The organism is Micromonospora sp. NPDC049089, assembly GCF_040648775.1.
Classification (GTDB): Bacteria; Actinomycetota; Actinomycetes; order Mycobacteriales; family Micromonosporaceae; genus Micromonospora.
Map to the genome: position 1 here is coordinate 13867 of NZ_JBEZEH010000010.1, position 23941 is coordinate 37807.

16 protein-coding genes are annotated in these 23941 nt (G+C 72.0%); 5 read left to right on the forward strand and 11 right to left on the reverse strand.

Features of this window, described 5'->3' with window-relative positions; all coding sequences use genetic code 11:
• From hutH to AB0B48_RS03565, 6 genes are read right to left on the reverse strand one after another with little or no spacing between them, the layout of a single operon-like run.
• Positions 1–1539 carry a histidine ammonia-lyase gene (hutH, locus tag AB0B48_RS03540; protein WP_357195317.1) on the reverse strand — a complete coding sequence of 513 codons (1539 nt, stop codon included), beginning with the start codon at positions 1537–1539 and terminating at the stop codon, positions 1–3.
• On the reverse strand, positions 1536–2723 hold the full coding sequence (hutI, locus tag AB0B48_RS03545; protein ID WP_357195320.1) for an imidazolonepropionase: 1188 nt from the start codon (positions 2721–2723) through the stop codon (positions 1536–1538). The genes hutH and hutI overlap by 4 nt, the downstream gene beginning before the upstream one ends.
• Positions 2720–4087 (reverse strand): formimidoylglutamate deiminase, encoded by a 1368-nt coding sequence (locus AB0B48_RS03550; RefSeq protein ID WP_357195323.1) that lies wholly within the window; start codon positions 4085–4087, stop codon positions 2720–2722. Before AB0B48_RS03550 ends, hutI begins: the two co-directional genes overlap by 4 nt.
• Positions 4078–5280, reverse strand: a complete 1203-nt coding sequence (locus tag AB0B48_RS03555; RefSeq protein WP_357195326.1) for an allantoate amidohydrolase — start codon at positions 5278–5280, stop codon at positions 4078–4080. The genes AB0B48_RS03550 and AB0B48_RS03555 overlap by 10 nt, the downstream gene beginning before the upstream one ends.
• Positions 5277–6965, reverse strand: a complete 1689-nt coding sequence (gene hutU / locus AB0B48_RS03560; protein WP_357195329.1) for a urocanate hydratase — start codon at positions 6963–6965, stop codon at positions 5277–5279. The genes AB0B48_RS03555 and hutU overlap by 4 nt, the downstream gene beginning before the upstream one ends.
• A gap of 17 nt (positions 6966–6982) precedes the next feature.
• Positions 6983–7834 carry a MurR/RpiR family transcriptional regulator gene (locus AB0B48_RS03565; protein WP_355005433.1) on the reverse strand — a complete coding sequence of 284 codons (852 nt, stop codon included), beginning with the start codon at positions 7832–7834 and terminating at the stop codon, positions 6983–6985.
• Between the two features lie 131 nt (positions 7835–7965).
• Between AB0B48_RS03565 and AB0B48_RS03570 the strand changes: the two genes are divergently transcribed.
• Positions 7966–9570 (forward strand): DUF6541 family protein, encoded by a 1605-nt coding sequence (locus tag AB0B48_RS03570; RefSeq protein ID WP_357195333.1) that lies wholly within the window; start codon positions 7966–7968, stop codon positions 9568–9570.
• 90 nt (positions 9571–9660) lie between these two features.
• Positions 9661–11652 carry a trypsin-like peptidase domain-containing protein gene (locus AB0B48_RS03575; protein ID WP_357195336.1) on the forward strand — a complete coding sequence of 664 codons (1992 nt, stop codon included), beginning with the start codon at positions 9661–9663 and terminating at the stop codon, positions 11650–11652.
• Here AB0B48_RS03575 and AB0B48_RS03580 read toward each other — a convergent pair.
• On the reverse strand, positions 11649–12677 hold the full coding sequence (locus tag AB0B48_RS03580) for an acyltransferase family protein (RefSeq protein WP_357195340.1): 1029 nt from the start codon (positions 12675–12677) through the stop codon (positions 11649–11651). The two genes, AB0B48_RS03575 and AB0B48_RS03580, sit on opposite strands and share 4 nt — an antisense overlap.
• Positions 12678–12819: 142 nt before the next feature.
• On the opposite strand from AB0B48_RS03580, the gene AB0B48_RS03585 reads away from it, so the two are divergent.
• Positions 12820–14997 carry a sialate O-acetylesterase gene (locus AB0B48_RS03585; protein ID WP_357195343.1) on the forward strand — a complete coding sequence of 726 codons (2178 nt, stop codon included), beginning with the start codon at positions 12820–12822 and terminating at the stop codon, positions 14995–14997.
• A gap of 30 nt (positions 14998–15027) precedes the next feature.
• Here the strand turns inward: AB0B48_RS03585 and AB0B48_RS03590 are convergent, their stop codons facing one another.
• From AB0B48_RS03590 to AB0B48_RS03605, 4 genes are all read right to left on the reverse strand, one after another.
• Positions 15028–16368: an O-antigen ligase family protein gene (locus tag AB0B48_RS03590; RefSeq protein ID WP_357195346.1), complete on the reverse strand. Its 1341-nt coding sequence runs from the start codon at positions 16366–16368 to the stop codon at positions 15028–15030.
• Between the two features lies 1 nt (position 16369).
• On the reverse strand, positions 16370–17638 hold the full coding sequence (locus AB0B48_RS03595; RefSeq protein WP_357195409.1) for an oligosaccharide flippase family protein: 1269 nt from the start codon (positions 17636–17638) through the stop codon (positions 16370–16372).
• A gap of 127 nt (positions 17639–17765) precedes the next feature.
• Positions 17766–18206: a carboxymuconolactone decarboxylase family protein gene (locus AB0B48_RS03600; protein ID WP_357195348.1), complete on the reverse strand. Its 441-nt coding sequence runs from the start codon at positions 18204–18206 to the stop codon at positions 17766–17768.
• Positions 18207–18568: 362 nt separating this feature from the next.
• A complete protein-coding gene (locus AB0B48_RS03605) occupies positions 18569–19588 on the reverse strand; it encodes an ArsR family transcriptional regulator (RefSeq protein WP_357195351.1) in 1020 nt (339 codons plus the stop codon).
• A 308-nt stretch (positions 19589–19896) separates the two neighbouring features.
• Here AB0B48_RS03605 and ileS point away from each other — a divergent pair, with 308 nt between their 5' ends.
• Together ileS and AB0B48_RS03615 are read left to right on the forward strand one after the other, a co-directional pair.
• Positions 19897–23139, forward strand: a complete 3243-nt coding sequence (ileS, locus tag AB0B48_RS03610; protein WP_357195354.1) for an isoleucine--tRNA ligase — start codon at positions 19897–19899, stop codon at positions 23137–23139.
• Positions 23140–23244: 105 nt separating this feature from the next.
• Positions 23245–23934: a lysophospholipid acyltransferase family protein gene (locus AB0B48_RS03615; protein ID WP_355009324.1), complete on the forward strand. Its 690-nt coding sequence runs from the start codon at positions 23245–23247 to the stop codon at positions 23932–23934.
• The last annotated feature ends 7 nt before the right edge of the window (positions 23935–23941 follow it).

Sequence of the window (23941 nt, forward strand, 5' to 3'; positions counted from 1 at the left end):
TCAGCCCAGCGGGCCGACCTCCCGTTCGATGGCGGCGCGCAACTCCGGCCCGGCGACGACGGCACGGGCCGCCTCCATCACCGGGGCGAGGAACACGTCCGGGCCGGGCTCGCCGGCTGCCGTACCGAGCGCGGCGACGGCCGCCCGGCCGGCCGGGGACGGCTCCAGCGGGGCGCGCAGTTGGAGGCCGCGTACGCCGGCCAGCAGCTCCACCGCGAGCAGGCTGGTCAGGTTGTCCAGGACGGTGCGCAGCTTCTTCGCGGCGGCCCAGCCCATCGAGACGTGGTCCTCCTGCATTCCGCTGGTGGGCAGCGAGTCCACCGAGGCGGGGGCGGCCAGTCGACGGTTCTCGGCCACGATCCCCGCCGCCGTGTACTGGGCGATCATCAGCCCGGAGTTGACCCCGGCGTCGGGGGAGAGGAACGCCGGCAGTTCCCGGGAGCGGGTCACGTCGAGCAGCCGGTCGACCCGCCGCTCGGCGATCGCGCCCACCTCGGCGGCGGCGATGGCGAGGAAGTCCGCGGCGAAGCCGAGCGGTGCGCCGTGGAAGTTCCCGGTCGACTCGACCCGGCCGTCCGGCAGCACCACCGGGTTGTCCACAACGGACACCAGCTCCCGGCCGGCGACGGTGCGGACGAAGTCCAGGGTGTCGCGGGCCGCGCCGGCCACCTGCGGCGCGCAGCGCATCGAGTACGCGTCCTGCACGGCGTGCGCCAGGTCGTCGCGGTGCGAGTCCATCACCCGGGAGTCCTGCAACAGGCGGTGGATGTTCGCCGCCGACGTCGCCTGACCGGGGTGTGGGCGGATCGCGTGCAGCTCGGGCAGGAACGGCCGCTCCGAGCCGAGCATCGCCTCGATGGCCAGCGCGGCCGTCACGTCGGCCATGGCGAACAGGTGCTCCGCGTCGTGGATGGCCAGCAGCAGCATGCCGAGCATGCCGTCGGTGCCGTTGATCAGCGCCAGCCCCTCCTTGGCGGCCAGCTCGATCGGCTTGAGCCCGGCGGCGGTCAACGCGTCGGAGGCGTCCTGCCGTTCACCGGCCGGGCCGAGCACCCAGCCCTCGCCGAGCAGTACCAGCGCGCAGTGCGCCAGCGGCGCCAGGTCACCGGAGGCGCCCAGCGAGCCGTGCTCCGGGACCCACGGGGTGATGTCGTGGTTGAGCAGGTCGACCAGCGCTTCCGCGACCAGCGGCCGGACCCCGGAGCGGCCCAGGGCGAGGGACCGGACGCGCAGCAGCATCATGGCCCGGACCACCTCGCGCGGCATCGGGGCGCCCACCCCGGCGGCGTGCGAGCGGATCAGCGCGTGTTGCAGCTCGGCCCGCCGCTCCGGAGCGACGAAGGTGTTTGCCAACGCGCCGAACCCGGTGGAGACCCCGTAGACGGGACGGCCCGACGACTCGATGCCGTCCACGATGGCCCGGCTGGTCGCCATCGCGTCGATGGTGGCCGGGGCGAGGACGACGGTGGCGGTGCCGCGGGCCACCGCGAGCACGTCGTCGGCGGAGACTCCGGTGGGCTGGATGGTCACGTGCGTCATTGCGGAACTCCGTTGCGTATTACCTGGCGGATCAGGGGGACACCGGGCCGGTAGGCCAGGTGCAGGTGTGACGGCGCGTCGAGGACGACGAGGTCGGCCCGCGCGCCGGGGGTGAGGACACCGATGTCGTCGCGGCGCAGCGCCCGTGCCCCACCGGCGGTGGCGGCCCAGACCGCCTCCGCCGGGGTCATCCGCATCTCGCGGACCGCGAGGGCCACGCAGAACGGCATCGACGAGGTGTACGACGAGCCGGGGTTGCAGTCCGTCGCCAGCGCCACCGTGACACCGGCGTCGAGCAGCCGGCGGGCATCCGGGTAGGGCGAGCGGGTGGAGAACTCCGCGCCGGGCAGCAGGGTCGCCACGGTGCGGGTGCCCGACCCGTCGCTGTGGGCCGTGTCAGCCAGCGCGGCCACGTCGGCGTCGCTCAGGTGGGTGCAGTGGTCGACGCTGGCCGCGTCCAGCTCCACACCCAGTTGCACTCCGGGGCCGGGGCCGAGCTGGTTGGCGTGCAGCCGTACGCCCAGGCCGGCGGCCTGACCGCAGGCCAGGATGGCGCGGGCGTGGTCCACGTCGAAGGCACCCCGCTCGCAGAACACGTCGATCCACTTCGCGTACGGAGCGGCGGCGGCCAGCATCGGCCCGCAGACCAACCCCACGTAGTCGTCGGGGCGGTCGGCGTACTCGGCGGGCACCACGTGCGCGCCCAGGAAGGTGGTCTCGGTGCTGCTCTCGGCGGCGATCCGCAGCGAGCGGGCCTCGTCGGCGACGGTCAGGCCGTACCCACTCTTGATCTCCATGGTCGTGGTGCCCTGGCGCAGCGCCTCCCCGCGCAGCCGGCGCACCGTGGCACGCAGTTCCTCGTCGGTGGCGGCCCGGGTGGCACCGACTGTGGTCCGGATGCCGCCGCCGGTGTAGGGCTGACCGGCCATCCGGGCGGCGAACTCGGGGGCCCGGTCCCCGGCGAAGACCAGGTGGGCGTGGCTGTCCACGAACCCGGGCAGCACGGCGGCACCACCGGCATCGACGTGATGGTCGGCGGACGGCGCGTACGCGGACGGCCCGACCCAGACCACCCGACCCGCCTCGACCAGCACGGCGGCGTCGCGGCGGATGCCGAGCGGGCCCTCGCCGGCGCCGTTGGTGACCAGTTCCCCGATGTTGTCGACGAGCAGGCTGCCGCTCATGCGGGCGTCACCGCCTCGATCGCGGACGACAGTTCGGCCGGCACGTCGACGGTCAGGTGCCGGCCCTCGGCCACCACCACCCGGCCGTCCACCACCACCTGCTCGACGTCCGCCGCGCCGGCGGCGAAGAACGCGCCCACCGGTGGCACCCCGGCGGTGCGGGCGCTGTCCAGGCGTACCGTCACCAGGTCGGCGCGGGTGCCCACCGCGATCCTTCCGGCGTCGGCCCAGCCCAGCGCGGCGTGCCCGGCGAGGCTGGCCGCGTTCAGCAGGTCGAGCGGCGCGAAGTGGCCGCGCCGGCGGGTCCGCAGCCGCTCGTCCAGCTCGACCGCCCGAGCCTCCTCGAACAGGTCGATCACGGCGTGACTGTCGCTGCCGAGGCTCAACCGGATGCCGGCGTCGGCCATCAGCCGGGCCGGGCCGATGCCGTCGGCGAGGTCCCGCTCGGTGGTCGGGCAGAGGCACACCCCGGTCAGGCTGTCGGCGAGCACTGACAGGTCCGCGCTGGTGGGGTGGGTGGCGTGGACGGCGGTGGTGTGCGGCCCGAGCACCCCGTGCTCGGCGAGCAGCGCGGTGGGCGAGTGCCCGTGCACGGCCCGGCACTCGTCGTTCTCGGCGGGCTGTTCGGAGAGGTGCACGTGCAGCGGCGCCTGCCGCTCCCGGGCCCAGTCGGCGACAGTGCGCAACTGATCGGCCGGGACGGCCCGCACCGAGTGCACGGCCGCGCCGACCCGGACGTGCGGGTCCGTCGGTTGGAACGCCGCGGCCCGCTCGGCCCAGCGGCCCGCGTCACCGTCGCCGAAGCGACGTTGCGGCCCGGCGAGGGGCTGACCGTCCACGCTGGAGGTCAGGTAGCAGGCGTCCAGCAGTGTGAGCCGGATCCCGGCGTGCGCGGCGGCCTCCACCAGCGCCGCGCCCATCGCGTTCGGGTCGTCGTAGGCGCCGCTGTCCGGTCGGTGGTGCAGGTAGTGGAACTCGCCCACGCAGGTGATCCCGGCGAGCGCCATCTCGGCGTAGACGGCCCTTGCCAGCGCGAGGTAGGTGTCCGGGTCCAGCCGGTCCGCGACGGCGTACATCTGGTCCCGCCAGGTCCAGAAGTCACCCCGGCCGCCGTGGGTACGCCCGCGTAGCGCCCGGTGGAAGGCGTGCGAGTGCACGTTGGACAGGCCCGGCAGGGTGAGGCCGGGCAGTGGCACCGCGTCGGCGTACACCTCGACCCCGGCCTCCGGTCCGTGTGCTCCCAGCAGCGGCGTCACCGCGGTGATCCGGCCGTCCTCGACCTCGATCAGCACGTCGGGGGTGGGTTCGGCGTGCTCGGGCAGCCAGGCGTACTCGGCGAGCCAGCGGTTCGGTGTCACCGGCATGTCAGCTCCTCCAGCACCCGGGCCAGCGCCCGTACCCCGGCGGCGCAGTCGTCGTCGGTGGCGGCCTCGGCGGGGGAGTGCGAGACACCGGTCGGGTTGCGCACGAAGAGCATCGCGGTGGGCAGGTACGCGGCGAGCACCCCGGCGTCGTGCCCCGCCCCGGTGGGCAGCACCGGCGCGTCGAGCAGCGTGGCGAGGCGTTTGGCAAGCCCGCCGTCGAAGGCGACCACCGCTGTGGCCGACTCCTCGGTGACGGTCACCGTCGTACCGTCACGGCGGGCCCGCTCGGCAAGCTTGCCGCGTACCGCGTCGACCAGCCCGGCGAGCGTTTCCGGGTCGGCGGCCCGGGCGTCCAGCCAGCCGGTCACCTTCGACGGGATCGCGTTTGTGGCGTTGGGTTCGACGGCGACCCGGCCCACAGTGGCGTGCGCGCCGCGCAGCCGGGCCTCCTTGTTGGCCGCCAGCACCGTGAACGCGTAGGTCAGCATCGGGTCGCGGCGGTCGGCCATCCGGGTCGTACCCGCGTGGTTGCCCTCGCCGACGACGTCGAAGCGCCACCGGCCGTGCGGCCAGATCGCGCTGGCCACCGCGACCGGCGCGTCAGTGTCGACGAGTGCGCGGCCCTGCTCGACGTGCAACTCGACGAACGCCCCGAACCGGCCCAGCAGCTCCGGGCGGGCGCCCGCCGGCCGGTCACCGAGCGCCTCGGCGAAGCTCACCCCGGCCGCGTCGCGCAGGCCGGCCGCGCGCTCGGGCGCCAGCGCCCCGGTGAGCAGCCGAGACCCCAGGCAGGGTACGCCGAAACGCGCCCCCTCCTCCTCGACGAAGGCACCCAGCACCAGCGGCCGGTCCGGGGTGACCCCGGCGGCGCGTAGCTCGTCAACGGCGAGGAACGCGCTCACGATGCCGAGTGGCCCGTCGTACGCCCCGCCGTGCGGCACCGAGTCGAAGTGGCTGCCGGTGAGCACCGCGTCGGACGCCTCCGGGTCACCCCAGTGGGCGAAGAGGTTGCCGTTGCCGTCCTCGGTGACCGGCATGGCACGGTGCTCGGCCTGCGCCCGGAACCAGGCGCGCAGCTCCCGCTCCGGCTCGGTCAGCGCGTACCGCAGATAGCCGCCGCTGTCGGCGTCCCGCCCGACCGGCGCGATCTCGTCCCACAGCGCCCGGAACCGGGCGGAAAGGTCGTCGCTCACGCGGGGTCGCCCTCCGTCATCGGCACCCGGACCCCGGTGCGGTCGGCTACCTCGCGGGCGCTCTCGTAGCCGGCGTCGACGTGCCGGATGACGCCCATCGCCGGGTCGTTGGTGAGCACCCGCTCGATCTTCTGACCGGCGAGGGCGGTGCCGTCGGCCACGCACACCTGCCCGGCGTGGATCGACCGGCCGATACCCACCCCGCCGCCGTGGTGGATGGACACCCAGGACGCCCCGCTTGCCGTGTTGACCAGGGCGTTGAGCAGCGGCCAGTCGGCGATGGCGTCGGAGCCGTCGGCCATCCCCTCGGTCTCCCGGTACGGGCTCGCGACGCTGCCGGTGTCCAGGTGGTCCCGGCCGATCACTACCGGGGCGGAGAGTTCGCCGGAGGCGACCATGTCGTTGAACCGCACGCCCGCCCGGTCCCGTTCGCCCTGACCGAGCCAGCAGATCCGGGCCGGCAGGCCCTGGAAGGCGACCCGCTCGCCGGCCAGCTTGATCCACCGGGCCAGCGACTCGTTCTCCGGGAACAGGTCGAGGATGGCGCGGTCGGTGGCAGCGATGTCGGCCGGGTCGCCGGAGAGCGCCGCCCACCGGAACGGACCCCTGCCCTCGCAGAACAACGGCCGGATGTACGCGGGCACGAAGCCCGGGAAGTCGAAGGCGCGCTGATAGCCGCCGAGCTGCGCCTCACCCCGGATCGAGTTGCCGTAGTCGAACACCTCGGCGCCCGCGTCGAGGAAACCGACCATCGCCTCGACGTGCCGGGCCATCGACGCGCGGGCCCGGTCGGTGAACTCGGCCGGCTTCGCGGCGGCGTAGTCCCGGGCCTCGGCCAGCTCCACCCCCACCGGCAGGTACGCCAGTGGGTCGTGCGCGCTGGTCTGGTCGGTCACGATGTCGATCTCGACGCCCCGGTTCAGCAAGTCCGGGAAGACCTCGGCCGCGTTGCCGACCACGCCCACGCTCAGGGCCCGGCGCTCCCGCTTCGCGGCGCGGACCCGAGCGATCGCGTCATCCAGGGAGTCGGCGACCTCATCCAGGTAGCGGTCGTGCACCCGACGGTCGAGCCGGGTGCGGTCCACGTCCACGATCAGGCAGACGCCGCCGTTCATGGTGACCGCGAGCGGCTGCGCGCCGCCCATCCCGCCGCAGCCGGCGGTCAGCGTCAGCGTGCCGGCGAGGGTGCTTGCGCCCTGCCCCTGCCCGTCGCCGCGGGCGTCGGCGATCTTGGCGGCCACCGCCGCGAACGTCTCGTAGGTGCCCTGGAGGATCCCCTGGGTGCCGATGTAGATCCACGAACCGGCCGTCATCTGCCCGTACATGGTCAGGCCGAGCTGTTCGAGGCGGCGGAACTCCGGCCAGGTCGCCCAGTCGCCGACCAGGTTCGAGTTGGCCAGCAGCACCCGCGGCGCCCACTCGTGGGTGCGCATCACCCCGACCGGACGGCCCGACTGCACCAGCATCGTCTCGTCCTCGCGCAGGTCGGTCAGCGTGCGGACCAACGCGTGGTACGACGGCCAGTCCCGCGCCGCCTTGCCGGTGCCGCCGTAGACCACCAGGTCGTCGGGGCGTTCGGCCACCTCGGGGTCGAGGTTGTTCATCAACATCCGCAGGGCGCCCTCCTGCTGCCACCCGCGGGTGGTGAGCTGGCTGCCCCGTGCGGCACGAATGGGCTGGGTCATCTCTGGTTCTCCTCCGGTCAACCGAGGAACAACTGTCGGCGGGCCGCGGAGGCTTCGAATGCCTCCAGTCGGCGCTGGGTTTCGCCCGGTGTGGCGTCGCAGATCGCCTGCAACAGCACCATGGCCAGGGTCATCGGGGCGGTGTGCAGGTCGAAGACGAGCTGCGCGCCGACCGCTGCGGCGAGCACCACGTCGGCGTGCTCGGTGGCCGGGCTGACCGGTGAGTCGGTGATCGCGACCACCGTCAACCCGGCGTGGCGGGCGTCGCGCAGCGCGTCCAGGGTTTCCCGGGGGTAGCGGGGCAGCACGAAGGCCAGGACGGCGGACGCCCCGGCCTCGGCCGCCTGCTCCAGGCGGTCGGTGAGCAGGCTGCCGCCGTCGTCGAGGACCCGTACGTCCGGGTGCACCTTCGCCGCGAAGTAGGCGAAGTACGCGGCCAACGGCGCGGCGGCGCGCAGGCCGAGCACCGGCAGTGGGCGGCTCTCGGCGAGCAACCGCCCGGTCTCGGCGATCCGGTCCCGGTCGGCGAGCTGACCGGCCAGCCGGTCCAGGTTGCCCATCTCCGCGCGTACCGCCTGCTGGAGTTCGTTGCCGGTGTCGGTCGATCCGCCCGGAGTCGAGCCGGTGAGGTCGCGCAGCCGGCGGCGCAGGGCCGGGTAGCCGTCGTGGCCGAGCGCGACGGCGAACCGGGTGACCGACGGCTGACTCACGCCGGCCAGCTCGGCGACCTCGGCGGCGGACAGGTACGCCACGCCGGGGGCGTGCTGCACCAGGCAGTGCGCGATTCGGCGCTGGGTGGGGGTGAGCCGCACCCCTTGGAACAGGTCGAGCACCCGGTCAGCGGGTGCCGCGACAGCTCCTTCATTCATGAGCTGACTCTATGCATAGAAACTTTCATAGACAACCGCCTCGGGTCACCCCCGCCCCCCATTCAGCCGTCGCGGCTCGTAACATGCGGGCGTCCAGCGCGAGCAGGATCGCGCCAGCGAGAAGGAGCGTCGTGGTCGCAGTCGAGGACGCCCCGCCCATTCGCGTCGCCCCGCCGGCGCCCGAGCGGCGCGTCCGGGCGACGGTCGGCGAGGCGCTGCCGATCATCGCCCTGATCGGGGCCTTCTTCGTCGTCAACGACATCCGGTCGTGGCTGACAGCCCAGTACTGGGGCGACGAGGCGTGGGTCGCGCTCTCGGTCCGCTTTCCCCTCGCCGACCTGCCGGTGACGACCTCGTCGAGCCCGATCGGGTGGAGTTTCCTGCTCCGACTGGTCCCGGACATCGATCACCTCCGGGTCGTACCCCTGGGGTTCCAACTGCTGACCGTCGTCGCCGCCTACCTGCTGGGCCGCTCGCTGGCGTCCGAGCGCGCCCGGGGCATCCTCATCGGTGTCGTCAGCGGTCTCGCCGTCCTGCTCCTGCCGGTCCAGCAGACCCGCCACGACCTGAAGCAGTACACGGCTGACGCCGCGGTGGCGGTCTGCCTGCTCGCCCTGGCCACCTGGACCGGGCGCTCCTGGTCCCGGCGACGGCTCGCGTTGGTGGTGGCCGCTGTGGGTCTGGGCATGCTGCTGAGTCACACCACCGCCATCGTCGCGGTCTGTGTACTCGGCGGTCTGCTGCTCTCCGTCGCCGTTCGTCGGGAGTGGGCGAGGACGGTCGAGGCGACCGTCGCCGGCCTGGTCGCCGGCGTACTCGTCGCGGCCGTCTACTTCGGAGTGTCTGCCCGGGGCAACAGCGATGCCATGCGGGACTACTGGGACGACTTCCTGCCGAGCATCTCCGAACTGCCCGCACACCTCGTGCGGCAGATCAAGGCCCTGTCACCGATGCTCGGCGCACCCGTGCCGATCCTCGCCGTGCTGCTCGTGCTCGGCGTCGTCACGCTGTTCCGACGCGGACACGCGGCCCCGGCGATCGCCGTCCTCCTGCTGCCGGTGGCGGCCAGCGGGCTGGGTGTCGCGGGGATCTACCCGCTGCTCGACCCGCGCACGTCCCACTTCCTGATCGTGGTGGCGGGCCTGGTGGCCGGCATCGGCATCGTCGGTCTGGCGGACCTGGTCGTCGCCCTGGTCCGCCGCGGGCTGCCCAGGCTGGCACCGGGCGTGGTGGCCGCCGTGACCTGCGCTGTCCTGCTCGCCAGCTTCGCCGCCGTCAACCACCGCTGGTACCGCCTGGACGGCGACGAACCCGGGGTCTGGCGGGCACACCAGGCCATCACCGACATCGGGTCGTCGACCCGGTACGTCGCGGCGCACAAGGGGCCGCACGACCTCGTCGTGGTCAGCGGGCCCGCCTGGTTCGGGTTCACGCTCTACTCCGACCAGGATCCACTGAAGCTGGTCGCGCCGGTCAGTGGCACCGTCGGTTGGACAGTCGCCATGCCCACCCGCGCCGACGTGATCCTCCCGAAAGCCGCCGACGCACCGTCCATCAAGGACGCCCTCGACGAGATTCTGGCCCGGGCCGCGAAACAGCCGCCCGGCACCCGGGTCTGGCTGGTCCGCACGTACACCCACCCGAGCGAGCCGGTGTGGCAGGCCGCGCTCGCCGACTATCGCGTGGAACGCGTCACGTCCGGACCGGAGCCGGTGGTCCTGATCAGCCAAAGGTGACGGCGACGACGAGTTGACGGGTGACCGCCAGGCGACTGACTGTGGCACCGGTCGGTACCATGCGCCTGGCGGTCGAGCGGAGGAGTTGGCATGCAGCCGGAAGGCCCCTACAGGTTCACCCACTTGCTGGGCGGTTCACCGGTGGGCAAGGCCTGGGCCGCCATCGACGAGCAGGGCCGGTTCGTGAGCGTGGCCGTGCTGGACGCGACGGTTGCCGCCGCCCCCGGCTGGCGGGAGGCGTTCGCCGAGGTCGCGAACGCGCTCGCCCAGACCCCCGACGGACCCCCGATCACGTACGCCGACTTCTCGGCCGCCGCGCCCTGGGTGGCGTACGCCGCCGAGGCCGGACCCGCCCCGGAGAAGCTGTTCCGCGCGCTCGGCGTGGAGTACCAACCGGTGCCTGCCGCCCCCCGACCCGTCTCCGCCCCTCCCCAGCCGGTGTCGGGTGTGCCGCAACCCGTGTCAGGTGTGCCGCAACCCGTCTCTGGCGTGCCGCAGCCGGTCTCCGGTGTGCCGCAACCCGTGTCTGGTGTGCCGCAGCCGGTCGTCGACATGCCGCATGCCCCGTGGGCGGTGCAGTCGGCCGCGATTCCGAACCAGTCGCCTGCCCACCCCGTCTCGGCCGCGCCGGCGTCGAGCGCACCCGCATCGCCCGCCGGGCCGGCCGGCCACGACGTCGCGCCGACGCCGGCCACCGTGTCCGGCCCACCGGCCGACGTGCCCCCGTTCGACCCGTACGCCGCCCCCGTACGGCGGATCAAGCCGTCGGCGCCGCCCAAGCGGCGTACCGGCCTCTGGGCGGGTGTGGCCGCGCTGGCCCTGGTGGCAGTGGTCGGCGGCGGTGCCGGCATCTACTCCCTCAGCTCGGATGAGCCCGACGAACCGGACGTCCCGCCGACCGCCACCTCCAGCGGCTTCCCTGCCGCGACCCCGCTCGCCCCGGGCCTCAAGCCCTGGGCGCAGGCCGCCCTGCGCAGCCCCGAGGAGCGGGCACTGGCCGTTGCCGGGCCGTCCATGGTCTTCGTGGAGGTCGTGTTCACCGGGTACGTCCGCAACAAGGCCGGCGGCGCCCTGCTGGACAAGGCCCCGGTGACCTTCAGCCGGCGCTGTAGTGGCGTGGTCGTCCAACACGAGGGGTACGTCCTCAGCAACAGCCAGTGCGTGCAGCCCACCCCCGACGTCCTGGTCGGGGGTGCCCTGAACGCCGTGGCCAACCGGCTCGTCTCCGAGGGCAGCCTCCAGGCCAAGGACATCAGCACCTACACCCGCAGTCGGTTGAGCACCTCGGTCCTGACCGGCGCGAACGCCGGCGACCAGCCGGAGACCCGGCTGTACGGGCAGCTCAACATCGCCAAGGGCGAGGTCACGGACAGCCCGGCGATTGCCGGCACCGTCGTCCAGGCCCTCCCGATCGAGGCGGGGAACGTCGCCCTGATCAAGCTGGAGCAGAAGAACCTGCCCACGTCGGAGCTGAACACGTCGGCCAGCGTCAGCCCGGAGACGTCGCTGCTCGTTCTGGGCTACGGCACCACCGACACCAGCTTCCGCGCCGCCACCTACACGGTGCTGTCGAAGACGGTGACAGTGACCGGGATCGACTCCTCGACTCCGCTGAACCCGTACCGGATCAATGAGGATCTCGGGCTCTATTCGCGGGGCGGGATCGCCATCGACCCGAGCGGCCGCGTGGTGGGCATGCTGGACAACGACGTTCTGCGGCCTGACAAGGCGAACCGCCTCGTCGTGCCGGTCTCCGCCATGACCGCACTCCTCCAGGCTGCCGGCGTCACGAACACACTCGGCAAGGGTGACAACCAGTACCGCAGTGGCCTCGACGCGTACTTCGCCGGAGACGAGTCGAAGGCCATCGCGCGGTTCGACGAGGCCGCGCGGACCTCCCCGACCAACCTGCTGGCCCAGTCGTACCGACAGGCGGCCGTCGACAGCCGGGGGCCCGGCGACGATTCAGGCGGGTCGAGCTGGGCCGTGCCGGTGATCGCCGCGGCCGGAGGCGCGCTCGCTGTCGCCATCGTGGTGGCGGTGGCGATGCTCCTGGCGCGGCGGCGCAACAGCCGTTTCTAGTGCGTCTGGGCGGCACCCGGTCGAGGCGCCACACCGCTGGCGGCCCGCGCGGAACCGCCGATCCGGGTGCCGGTCAACCACGGGCCCAGCGGCGTGCTGATGACGATCCACGCGAACACCCAGGGGACCACGAGAGCGGCGACCAGGTCGAGCACCCCACCGGACCTGGGCGTCTTCAGCACCCACAGGATGCCCGCGTGACTGAGCACGACGGCGATGCCGCAGCCGGCCAGTCGACTGATCACCCGCGACGCCCGCGCGCCGATGCGCAGGTCGAGTTCCTCCGCGAGCCGGATGAGACCGACGCTGATCAGGACCGCGGTCAGCACCCCCAGCACCGGGGAGCCGAAGTCGCCGGCCTTGAGGTCCAGGTCCCGGTTGAGGCCGAGCAGCACGAAGCCGACGCCGATCGAGAGTGACGCCGCACCGGCGCTGGCCGGAAGACGCGGGCGGAACCGCCGCAGCAGCCGCCCCGCCAGCACGAAGACCAGGCACGCCGGGACCAGGAAGAGCCCGAGCGGGCCGGCGGTGACAACGCTGGGCGCGAGGTACGCCGTGACCAGGCCGACTACCGCGACCGTCCAGGCGACCGCGGCGGGGAACCGCTCCAGCCACCGGAACGCGACCGCCGCGATGAAGAGCACCGAGACGAACCAGAAGGCGGAGAACGGTCGGACCGCTGCCGTGCCGCCGTACAGCGCGTCACCGATGGTGCCCGGTGCGACCTGGCCGGTCGCGGCGTCCGCGGCGAGCAGTGCCGCGACCAGGATGAGGAACCACACCACGTAGGGCACGCCCAGGGTCGTCCACCGCTTACGCAGTTCCCCACCGAGCGGTCGGCCGGGCGACCAGAAGTAGCCGGTCAGGACGAAGAACACGGGAACGTGCCAGGTGTAGATGGACGCCCGGGTCAGATCGTCGCTCCAGACGTGGCCCGCGACAACCGCGGCGATTCCGACAATCCGGAGGAGGTCGACACCGGCGGAGCGGTTACCCGCCGCCGTTGTCGTGCTCGTTGCGGCCATGGCCGGCATCATTTCAGACAGCGGGACCGACCTACGCCCCGGATCAGCACCGGTTCGGCCGGAGGTCGTGCCGGCGTCGTCGGGTACGGCGCATCGCCTAATCTGGGGCACGACACGCTGCCCACACTGTGGAGGTTCCCGGGTGTCTCGTCCCCACCCTCCGTGGGCCCGCCTCGGATCGCTGCCCCGACTGGCCTGGATCGGCTTCGGGGTGGTCGTCCTGCTCCTGGCGGCCGTCCCCGTGCTCGGCTGGTGGCCGACGAAAACCGGCGCACCGGACGCGGCCTGGTCGGCAGCCGACGTGGACACCCCGCCGCCCGTCGCGCCCATAGACGGCACCGCCTGTGCCGCCAACGCGCACGGTATGGCCGGCTTCACCCCGGTCAGCGCCCTCGATCTGCCCGAGCGGAACGACCCCAAGAGGCCGCTTGCCCTCCTGTTCGACCGGGCCGGGGCGGTGGCCGGCGGGTTCGACCGGATCGGCTACTGCCTGGAGTTGACCGGCCCCACCGGGACGCAGTGGGTGTGGACCGCCATGTCGCCGTTCACGACCGACGCCCGACGCCTCGGCCTGCCGACCCGCGCCGGTCAGATCGTCCGCCAACGGATCGCCGATCTGGAGGTCGCCACCAACGCGCCGGGCCTGGCCACCGGCACCGGTCTCACGGGCTATCTGGAGATGTGGCCGAACAAGTACGGGCCGGTCAACTCCGGCCAGGTCCCCGGCGCCACCACCGACCGGTACGACGCCGACGACGACGTGTACTCGTCGATCGGGTACGGCTCCTTCCAGGTGCACACGATCGCTGCCACCCGCCCGGCAGCGGCGGCCCCGCAGACGGTTCTCGCGGTCAACGGCTTCACCTCGGACGTCCAGCCGCTGTCGGTGGGCATCGGGACCGCCCCCACCGGTCAGCCCGACTGGACGGCCGCCGGCAACGCCGGCACGTACACCCAACGGCGGCTGACGGTCTACGCCCGCGCCTCGGTCCTCACCGTCGGTCAGCACCCTCGGGACCGGCAGCTGTACCCCCGGGACGCAGCCGGCGGCGCCGTCGTGCCGGTGGCGGGAAAGGCTACCGACCCGCGGGTCCGCGCCGTACGCCTCAAGGTCGTCAGCGGGGCCGACGGCTGGGACGAGACGGTGCCCATCGGGCCCGGCGGTGAGTTCGCGTTCCGGCAACGGATCACCGCCGCGCTTCGGGAGTACCGATTCGAGTTGCACGTGCTCGGCGACGGCGTCGCCCGACGAGCGGCACTCTGGGAGGGCGTGGTGTCCGGCGACGTGTACGTCATCCAGGGCCAGTCCAACGCGGTGGCGGCCAGTCATCGGGGCTCGTCGATCGGCGAGGAGTCCCCGTACGTCCGCAGTTTCGGCTCGACAACCGGGGACCGGGTCCTCTCCGGCGCGGACCGTACCTGGAACTACGCCGTCTCGGGTACGGTCCGGCAGCCCGGCTCGGTCGGCCAGTGGGGGATCCGCGCGGCCCACCGACTCATGGACACCTACCAGGTGCCGGTAGCCGTGATCAACGGCGCGGAGAGCAGCAAGGTCGTGTCGTTCTTCCAACGCAACGACGGCAACCCCGGTGACCTGCGCACCAACTACGGCCGCTTGCGGCAACGGCTCAGCGCCGCGAACGTCATCGGCGAGGTCCGGGCGGTGTTCTGGTACCAGGGCGAGGCCGACAACAACAACGCCACAGGGCACGTCGCCGGGTTCACCGCGCTGCTGACGGACTGGCGTCGGGAGGTGGGTTTCCGAACCGCCGGCGGCACCCGGTACTACGTCGTCCAGGTCGGCAGCTCACCGTGCGGGAACACCTCCGGCGGCCCGCTGCGTGAGGCCCAGCGACGGATGGTCGACACCCTGAAGGTGACGGTGCTGTCGACAACGGCCCTGTCGGGCCGGGAGGATTGCCACTTCGCCTGGGAGCAGGGCTACCGCGAGTTGGGCGATCAGGCGTTCGCCGTGTTGGCCCGAGACATCCACCGCGGCCCCAGCGAGGGCGTGTCAGCCCCGAACCCTCGGTCGGCCGCCTTCACCGACGCTCGGCGTACCCAGGTGGTGGTTCAGCTCCGTAGCACCGACCCGCTGACGGTCCGGGCCGGCGCGGGCACCGACTTCACGATCGACGGCAGCACCGCCACCGTCACCGCCGTCGAGTACCGCGAGGGAGGGCGGCTCGTGCTGAGCCTGTCCGGCCCGGCCGACGGCGCGACCGGGCTGAGTTACCGGGGCGACGCCGGGCCCTGGTGCGTCAACGCCACCGGGGTCGGTCTGCTGGCGTTCAAGGGCCTGCCGATCGGTGCTGCCTAGTCACTCCGACCGGCGCGGCGTCCTGGGTCCCTACCGCGCGGCGACGGCGTCGTGCCGACCCGTCAACCGCTTGAGGGCGGCGAACCGACCTGGGCGGTCCACCAGGTCCACCGGCCCCGGGGCCGGGTTGCGGGCCGGGGCGGCGGACGCCGACGCGGTGAGGGCCAGCAGCACGATGATCCAGGTCAGCCCGTCCACCGACAGCGGGTTCCAGACGACCTCGGTGAACGAGTAGACGACGAGGAGCACCACCGGCGCCTTGGCGGTGAAGGCGTGCCCGTCCTCGACGTTGCGGTGCAGCAGGGTGGCCATCCACAGACCGAACAGGGTCAGCGCGATCAGCCCGCCGGAGAAGATGACCAGGACGTACCCGGAGTGGAAGAAGTGGGTCGGTGCCTTCTCGATGTCCTGGAGGTAGTACCACTTCGAGACGCCCACGCCGACGGCCTCCCGGCCGCTGAGGTACTCGCGGGCGGCGACCCAGATGTTGCCGCGGTTGCTCAGCGTGGTCTTCGACGCGCTCCACATCAGGTATGTGGCGGCTGTCAGTGCGCCGACGACGAGCGCCACGCAGAGCGCGAAGGGGATCCGTGGGCTCGGTCGCAGACGCTGCACGAGCAGTGCGCCCAGCATCCAGACGGCTACCGCGCCGACAGCCAGATAGCTGGTGCGGGAGCCGGTGGCGACGATCACCAGCAGGCAGAACGACGCCGTCGCCACCAGTTCGGCGCGGCGCATCGCGCAGAACGCGGCGACCAGGGTGAACGACGCCAGCATCGCCGCATAGTTCTCGGAGTTGTAGAAGCTCTTGAACAGCGCGCCGGCCAGAGAGCACTTCTCCAGCTTCCCGCCGGTGCACGCCCGCCACGCCGCCTGCCCGGACAGAGCGGTCGGAATGGCCAGCAGCGCCAGGACCGCCAGCCCGGTGTAGGCCATCGCCCGTACGCTGACCGTGGTGCGGGCGGCCATCATCCAGACGGCGATCAGCAGGAGCCCGGCCGCCCCGTACGCCGGCAACCGCGATCCGTAGATCCCGGTGCCGGTGACGACGTCGATGAGGGCGCACCAGACGAGTAGGCCGCCGGCCATCGCCAGCGAGATCCGGAGCCACAGATCGGACGGGCCGCGGAGGAGACCACGGCCGGAGAGCACCAGCCAGGCCAGCAGGGCGACCACCAGCACGCCGATCAGCATCGAACTGCGGCTGCCGGCGAGCGCCGGGGCCGCGTTGGTGAGCAACGCGAAGCCGACCAGGGCGACCGCCGATGCGGGGTCGCCGAACGCGGTGGCGACGGACCGCCTCATCCGGATCAACCACAGAGCCACCGCTACGCCACCGACGGTCAGTAGGACACCGAAGATGGTGGTCACGTCAGACCCTTTCTCGGTCAGGTGCCGCTGCCGGAGCGGCGACGGCATCGCGGTGCGGGTGTCGCCGCAGGGCGATGACGAGGCATCCCCACAGCAGAATGCCGAGCAGAGCGTCGCACAGGAGGCTCGACACGACCGCGCCCTGCCATCCGTAGGCGGGGATGAGCCACACGTTGAGCCCCGCGTTGACGACGCCCACCGCGATCTGGCACACCGTACGACGGCCCTGGAGTCGGCTTCCCGAGAGGGCGTCGGCGGCCAGGTAGTGGATCGACTTCAGGACCAGGATCGCGCTGAGGCCCTGCAGTGCCAGGGTCGCGTCCTCGTACTCCGGTCCGAAGATCAGCGGCATGGTCCAGGCCATTGCTACCAGCAGCAGGCTGCTCGGCACGCTGAACATCAGGAAGCGAGGCAGAAGGCGACGGGCGAGCCCGAGCGCCGCCCGGGGTCCCTCGCGGCCAACCTCGAAGAAGCGGGGGTAGGCGACCGCGGACATCGACCGGGCCGGGGTGTACGCGAAGTCCACCACCCGGTAGGCCGCAGCGTAGATCGCCGCCGCCTCGGTGGTGCCGATCCGGGACAGCATGACCTTGTCGATGTCGTTGTAGACCGTCTGGGCGGAGAGGCCGACGGCGAACAGCAGTCCGCTGCGGGCCTGGCGGAGTGCCGGCCCGACGGACCAGGAAGCACCCCCTCCGCCGCGCAAGCCGTACCAGGTGGCCAGCACGCAGACCACGACGGAGACCGCCAGCGCGGTGAGAGCCCAGTTCCGAAGGGAGATCGGCTCGTCCGCCGTGGCGAGGACCAGCGCGCCGACCAGCCGGAACACGTGCAGCAGAGCGGGGATGACCGAGGCGACGAAGACCTTGCCCCGGGCCTGCACCGACGCGGCCACGGCCTCGATGAGCCGCCAGGCCACCAGGTCGGCGGCAGCGAGGCAGAGCATGTCGACGGCACTGACCTCGCTACCCCAGATCGCCACCCCGGCCGCGCTCACCAACACTGTCGCGCCCACACCGAAGACGACGGTCAGGACCAGGCCCCGCGTGAGGTGTCGGGCCCACTCGCCGGGGGCCTCGGCGTAGCTCTGGAAGATCAGACTTGGTGCGCCGGCGGACGCGAACGGGGAGACCACGGCGACGAGGGCGGTGACACCGACGAAGAGCCCGTAGGTGTCGATAGACATCTCCCGGGCGAGCAGGACGAAGAGCACGCCCTGCGCGAGGGTCCGTAGCAGTGTGCCGGTGAAGAACTTCCCGGACCGCTTCAGGAAGGTGTCGCGTCCGCTCGGGGGACGCCGATGCGACCGTGGCCGCGGTGGGGGGGGGGGGGCGGGGGCGGGCGGGGGGCGGGCCCCCCCCCGCCCCCCCCCCCCGCCTCCGCTGCCGCCTCGGTTGTCACGCCTGGGCTGGAGGCTCCAGCCGCATCGTCACCCCGATCCGATTCCACACGTTGATTGTGGCAATCGCGATGACGAGGTCGGCCAGTTCCTTCTCCGACCAGACCTTCGCGGCGCCATCCCACACCTCGTCCGGCACCCCGTGCTCGCCGAGCCGGGTGACCGCGTCGGTGAGGGCCAGCGCGGCCCGCTCCCGCTCGTCGAAGAAGGGAGCCTCCCGCCAGGCGGCTACCGCGAACAGCCGGCGGCTCGACTCGCCGCCGGCGAGCGCGTCCCGGCTGTGCATGTCCACGCAGTACGCGCACCCGTTGATCATCGACGCCCGCAGTTTCACCAGCTCCAGCACTGTGCGGTCGACGTTCGTCTGAACGTACTTCTCCAACCCCAAGACGGCCTTGTACGCCTGCGGTGCGACCTCGGCCGGGTTCATCCGTTGCACGACTACCTCCTGATAGGTCCGACACCGTTACGACGGCCGGGCCGGGCGGGTCGTGACAACCAGGGCTGTGATCCCGCTCATCTCAATGAAGAAGCCTGGATCGGCGGGCCGTCCCCGACCCCCGGTCGATCATGGAGTTGTTGCCACGACACGCCGTCGAGCGAGGCAACAACTCCATGATCAACGTGGGTTGGGTCGGGGATGGGGCCCGCCAGCGCCGTCTGGCCCCGGCAGGCCGAACAGCTCCCCGTTGCCGACCGTCAGGTCGACGCCGCGGTCTGCCCGGACCTTCCGACGCTCGTGATCAGCAGGCTAGAAGTGACGGATACGGGTGGGAAACGGATTCGGATCGAGCCGAATGCTCAGGCCGAGGCGCTCGTCGGCTCGTCACCGACGAGCTGCACCAGTGCCAGACCGGCCGGTTCCAGCCCGTACAACACCCGCCGGCCCACCCGGCGCCGGTGTACCACGCCGGCGGCCAGCAGCGCGGAGAGCTGCTCCGACACGGTGCTCGGAGCCAGCCCCAACGTGGCCGCGAGGCCCGCGGTGGTGGCTGGCCTCGCCAGCGCCCGCAGCACCTGGGCGCGACCCCGACCGACCAGCACCGCCAGCCGGTCCGTGGCCGGTGTCGTCCGGGCCGCCGAGACCGGCCCACCCTCGGCGAGCACTGCCGCCCCGCGCGCCTGGTAGGAGACGGCGATGATCTCCGGATGGTCGGTGGCGCAGACGAGTGCCCCCTCCGAGAAGATCAAGGGGAGAAGCAGCAGTCGCTGGTTCACCGCCGTGAACTGCTGCTCCGACGGCTTCACCAGGGTCAGCACCGGCTTGTTCCAGCGCACCCGTTCGTGCAGGTTCTCCAGGAGCGCGTCCGGGCCGTACGCGGCGAGCGCCCGGGCCCGATGCAGCACCTCCTCGTCCAGCGCCGCCTGCATCGCCGGCCACCACGGCGCGATGGCCGCGTCCCAGTACGCCTGGATGCCGTCGGCGAGCCGGTCCAGGGCGGCCCGCCGGTCCGTGACGAACGGGCGGAGCCACTCCGGCAGGTCGTCCGGGTGGTAGTAGTGGGGGATCTGCTCGGTGATCACCTCGGCCGGCGTCGCGCGCAGCTCGGCGAGCTGGTCGGCCAGGGTCGGCGCGGCCAACGTGGGGATCGGGCTGAGGAAGTCCGGTGCGGGTAGGCCGATGGTCAGCAGCCGGGCCGGTGCGGTCGCCGGCACGTCGTCGAGCACCCGCCGTGCGTGCCGCGCCCAGGCGGTGTACGGCCAGGGCGCCTCAACCGGATTGCGGTGCAGCAGTAACAGACTGGTCAGCACCTCCCAGAGCGGGCTGGTGGCGATCCGGGTCCGGAGCAGCGTCGGCTCGTCCAACTCGATCCGGATCACCCGGTCAGCCTAGGGTGCCGGCGCGGGCGTTCACTCGGCGGCGGGGCGGTCGGCGGGTCGAGTATCGTTGGACCCCGTAAGGCGATGACCCGGCCATCACCGGTGAGCCTCCGGAAGAACAGCCGGGCAACCGGCCCAGTAGAACCGGACGGGTGCGGCCCGTCACAGCCGACAATGAGCGGGCGGTCGATCCTGACCGCCAAGCGGGGTGGTACCGCGGGCCACCCGGGAGCGCCGTTCCAGGCGTACCCGGAGGTTCGTCCTCGCAGACCCACGTTGAGTGAGCTGCATGAGGAGAGCGACCCCCGATGGCCTATCCGTTGCACGACGCGACCGCCGCCGGTGTTCCGGCGAGCCCGGACCTGCCCGCGGTCGAGCGCCGCGTGCTGGAGCACTGGACGGCTGACAAGACCTTCGAGGCCAGCATCGAGGCCCGCCCCGCCGGCACCGACGGCAAGAACGAGTACGTCTTCTACGACGGCCCGCCGTTCGCCAACGGCCTGCCGCACTACGGTCACCTCTTCACCGGCTACGTCAAGGACGTGGTGCCGCGCTACCAGACCATGCGGGGCCGGCACGTCGAGCGGCGTTTCGGCTGGGACTGTCACGGCCTGCCCGCCGAGGTGGTGGCCGAGAAGCAGCTCGGCATCACCAGCAAGGCGGAGATCATCGACCTGGGCGTGGACCGGTTCAACGAGGCCTGCCGTACCTCGGTGCTGGAGTTCACCCAGGACTGGGAGCGGTACATCAACCGGCAGGCCCGCTGGGTCGACTTCACCAACGACTACAAGACCCTCGACCTGGACTACATGGAAAGCGTCATGTGGGCCTTCAAGACCCTGCACGACAAGGGTCTGATCTACGAGGGCTTCCGGGTGCTGGCGTACTGCTGGCGCTGTGAGACGCCGCTGTCGAACACCGAGACCCGGATGGACGACGTCTACCGGGACCGGCACGACCCCACCCTGTCGGTGTGGTTCGAGCTGACCGCCGACGAGTCCGCACCGGAGCTGCTGCGCGGGCCGGTCAAGCTGGGCGTCTGGACCACCACGCCGTGGACCCTGCCGTCGAACCTGGCGCTCGCCGTCGGGCCCGACATCGAGTACGCGGTGCTCGAACACCGGGGTTCCCCCGACAGCGAGCGCAGTGGCGACCGCTACCTGGTGGGGGCGGCGAGGCTGGCCGCGTACGCCAAGGAGCTGGAGGGTTACGAGCAGGTCGGCTCGGTTCACGGCCGGGACCTGGTCGGACGCCGCTACACGCCGCTGTTCGACTTCCTCGTCGAGCAGGCCGGGGAGAACGCCTACCAGGTGCTCGGCGCGGAGTTCGTCACCACCGAGGACGGCACCGGGATCGTGCACCTGGCCCCGGCCTTCGGTGAGGACGACCAGAACGTCTGCAACGCCGCCGGCATCCCCACCATCGTCACTGTCGACGACCACACCCGGTTCACCGCGCTGGTCCCGCCGTACCAGGGTGAGCAGGTCTTCGACGTCAACAAGCCGGTGATCCGGGAGCTGAAGGACCGGGGGGTGGTGCTCAGGCAGGACACCTACACCCACTCGTACCCGCACTGCTGGCGTTGCGACACCCCGCTGGTCTACAAGGCGGTGTCGTCGTGGTTCGTCGCGGTGACGCAGTTCCGGGACCGGATGGTCGAGCTGAACCAGGAGATCAACTGGACGCCCGGCCACATCAAGGACGGCTCGTTCGGCAAGTGGCTGGCCAACGCCCGAGACTGGTCGATCAGCCGGAACCGGTTCTGGGGCTCGCCGATCCCGGCGTGGAAGTCCGACGACCCGAACTATCCGCGCCTGGACGTCTACGGTTCGCTGGCCGACATCGAGCGGGACTTCGGCGTACGCCTGACCGACCTGCACCGGCCGGCGGTGGACGACCTGGTCCGCCCCAACCCGGACGACCCGACCGGGCAGTCGATGATGCGCCGGGTGCCGGAGGTGCTGGACTGCTGGTTCGAGTCCGGGTCGATGCCGTTCGCCCAGGTGCACTACCCGTTCGAGAACGCCGACTGGTTCGAGCACCACTACCCGGGTGACTTCATCGTCGAGTACATCGGGCAGACCCGTGGTTGGTTCTACACGATGCACGTGCTGGCCACCGCGCTGTTCGACCGGCCGGCGTTCCGTAACTGCCTGAGCCACGGGATCCTGCTCGGCTCGGACGGGCGCAAGATGTCCAAGAGCCTGCGCAACTACCCGGACGTCTACCACGTCTTCGACGCGTACGGCTCGGACGCGATGCGCTGGATGCTGATGTCCTCGCCGGTGCTGCGCGGTGGGGACATGGCGGTCACCGAGGCGGGCATCCGCGACGCCGTCCGGCAGGTGCTGCTGCCGCTGTGGAACGTGTACTACTTCTTCACGCTCTACGCCAACGCCGACGGGTATCAGGCCCGGCGACGTACCGACTCCACCCACCTGCTCGACCGGTACGTGCTGGCGAAGACGAACGAGCTGGTGTCCACTGTCGGCGCGCAGATGGACGCGTACGACATCTCCGGTGCCTGCGCCACCGTCCGGTCCTACCTTGACGCGCTGACCAACTGGTACGTGCGCCGGTCCCGGGACCGGTTCTGGTCCGGTGACGCCAACGCCTTCGACACCCTGTCGACGGTGCTGGAGACGCTCTGTCGCGTGGTGGCGCCGCTCGCGCCGCTGACCGCGGAGGAGATCTGGCGTGGCCTGACCGGGGAGCGTTCGGTGCACCTGACCGACTGGCCCTCGGCGGAGGAGTTCCCGGCCGACCACGATCTGGTCCGCGCGATGGACAACGTTCGGGCGGTCGCCTCGGCGGCGCTGTCGCTGCGCAAGGCCAAGGGGCTGCGGGTGCGACTGCCGCTGTCGACGCTGACAGTGGCCTCGCCGGCCGCGGAGCAGCTGCGGCCGTTCGCCGACCTGGTCGCCGACGAGGTCAACGTGAAGACCGTGGAGTTCAGCGCGGAGCTGTCCGCGTACTGCGAGCAGGTGTTGACTGTGGTTCCCCGGGCGCTCGGCCCACGCGTCGGCAAGCAGGTGCAGCAGGTGATCAAGGCGGTCAAGGCGGGCGAGTGGGAGCTGGTCGACGGCGCCCCGGTGGCCGCCGGCGTCACCCTCGCCGAGGGTGAGTACGAGTTGCGCCTGGTCGCCGCCGACGCCGAGCACTCCGCGCCGCTGCCCGGCGGCGAGGGAGTGGTGGTGCTGGACACCGACGTCACACCGGAACTGGCCGCCGAGGGGCTGGCCCGCGACGTGGTGCGGGTGGTGCAGCAGGCCCGCCGTGACGCCGACCTGGACGTCTCGGACCGGATCGTGGTGTCGGTGTCGGCGTCCGACGAGGTACGCGCGGCGGTGGCGGCGTACGTCGATTTCGTCTCCGCGGAGGTGCTGGCCGACTCGCTCGACTTCGTCGAGGGCCCGGACGGCTCCGCCGTCGAGGGTCGGGACGGCTCCGTCGTCGAAGGGCTTAACGGCTCCGTCGTCGAGGGGCTGGAGGGCTTCGCCGGCGAGGTCGGCGATGGTGAGCGGGTAACGGTGGTCGTCCGCCGGGTATAACGGACCATCGCCAGGGTGCGGGCGCCTCACCACCTCCGTCCGGGAGGTGTGGAGGCGTCCGCTACCGTGACACCGCCTGCTCGCATTTCATCTGCCGGAGGACCAGTGCCGCTGCTCTACACCATCGGCAAGCTGACCGTGGGCCCCACGCTGCGGGTGGCGTTCCGCCCGACCGTGGAGGGTCTGGAACACGTGCCGGAGACCGGCGGCGCGATCTTCGCCGGCAACCACCTCTCGGTGGCCGACGAGTTGTTCCTCGGCACGGTCGTGCCCCGGCACCTGGCTTTCTGGGCCAAGTCGGAATATTTCAACGGCACCGGCGTCAAGGGTGCGATCTCCAAGTTCGTCCTCACCGGCCTGGGTGCGATCCCGGTCGAGCGGGCCGGCGGCCGGGCGGCGCTGTCCGCGTTCGACGCGGCGATCCCGGCGCTCAAGGGCGGTGACCTGGTGGTGGTCTACCCGGAGGGCACCCGCTCCCCGGACGGCAAGCTCTACCGGGGGCGGACCGGCGCGGCCCGGCTGGCGATCTCGGCCGGCGTGCCGATCATCCCGGTCGGCATGATCGGCACGGACAAGGCGCAGCCGATCGGCGCTCGGGTGCCCCGGCCGGGCACTGCCAAGATCACGGTTCGATTCGGCAAGCCGCTGGACTTCACCGGCCGACCGGACGACCGCGCCTCGCTGCGGCAGATGACCGACGAGCTGATGAGCGAGATCCAGAAGCTCACCGGCCAGGAGTACGTGCCCCGCTACGCCCCGCCGCGCGCCCACCCGGACCCGACCCGCGACGCCTGACCCCGCC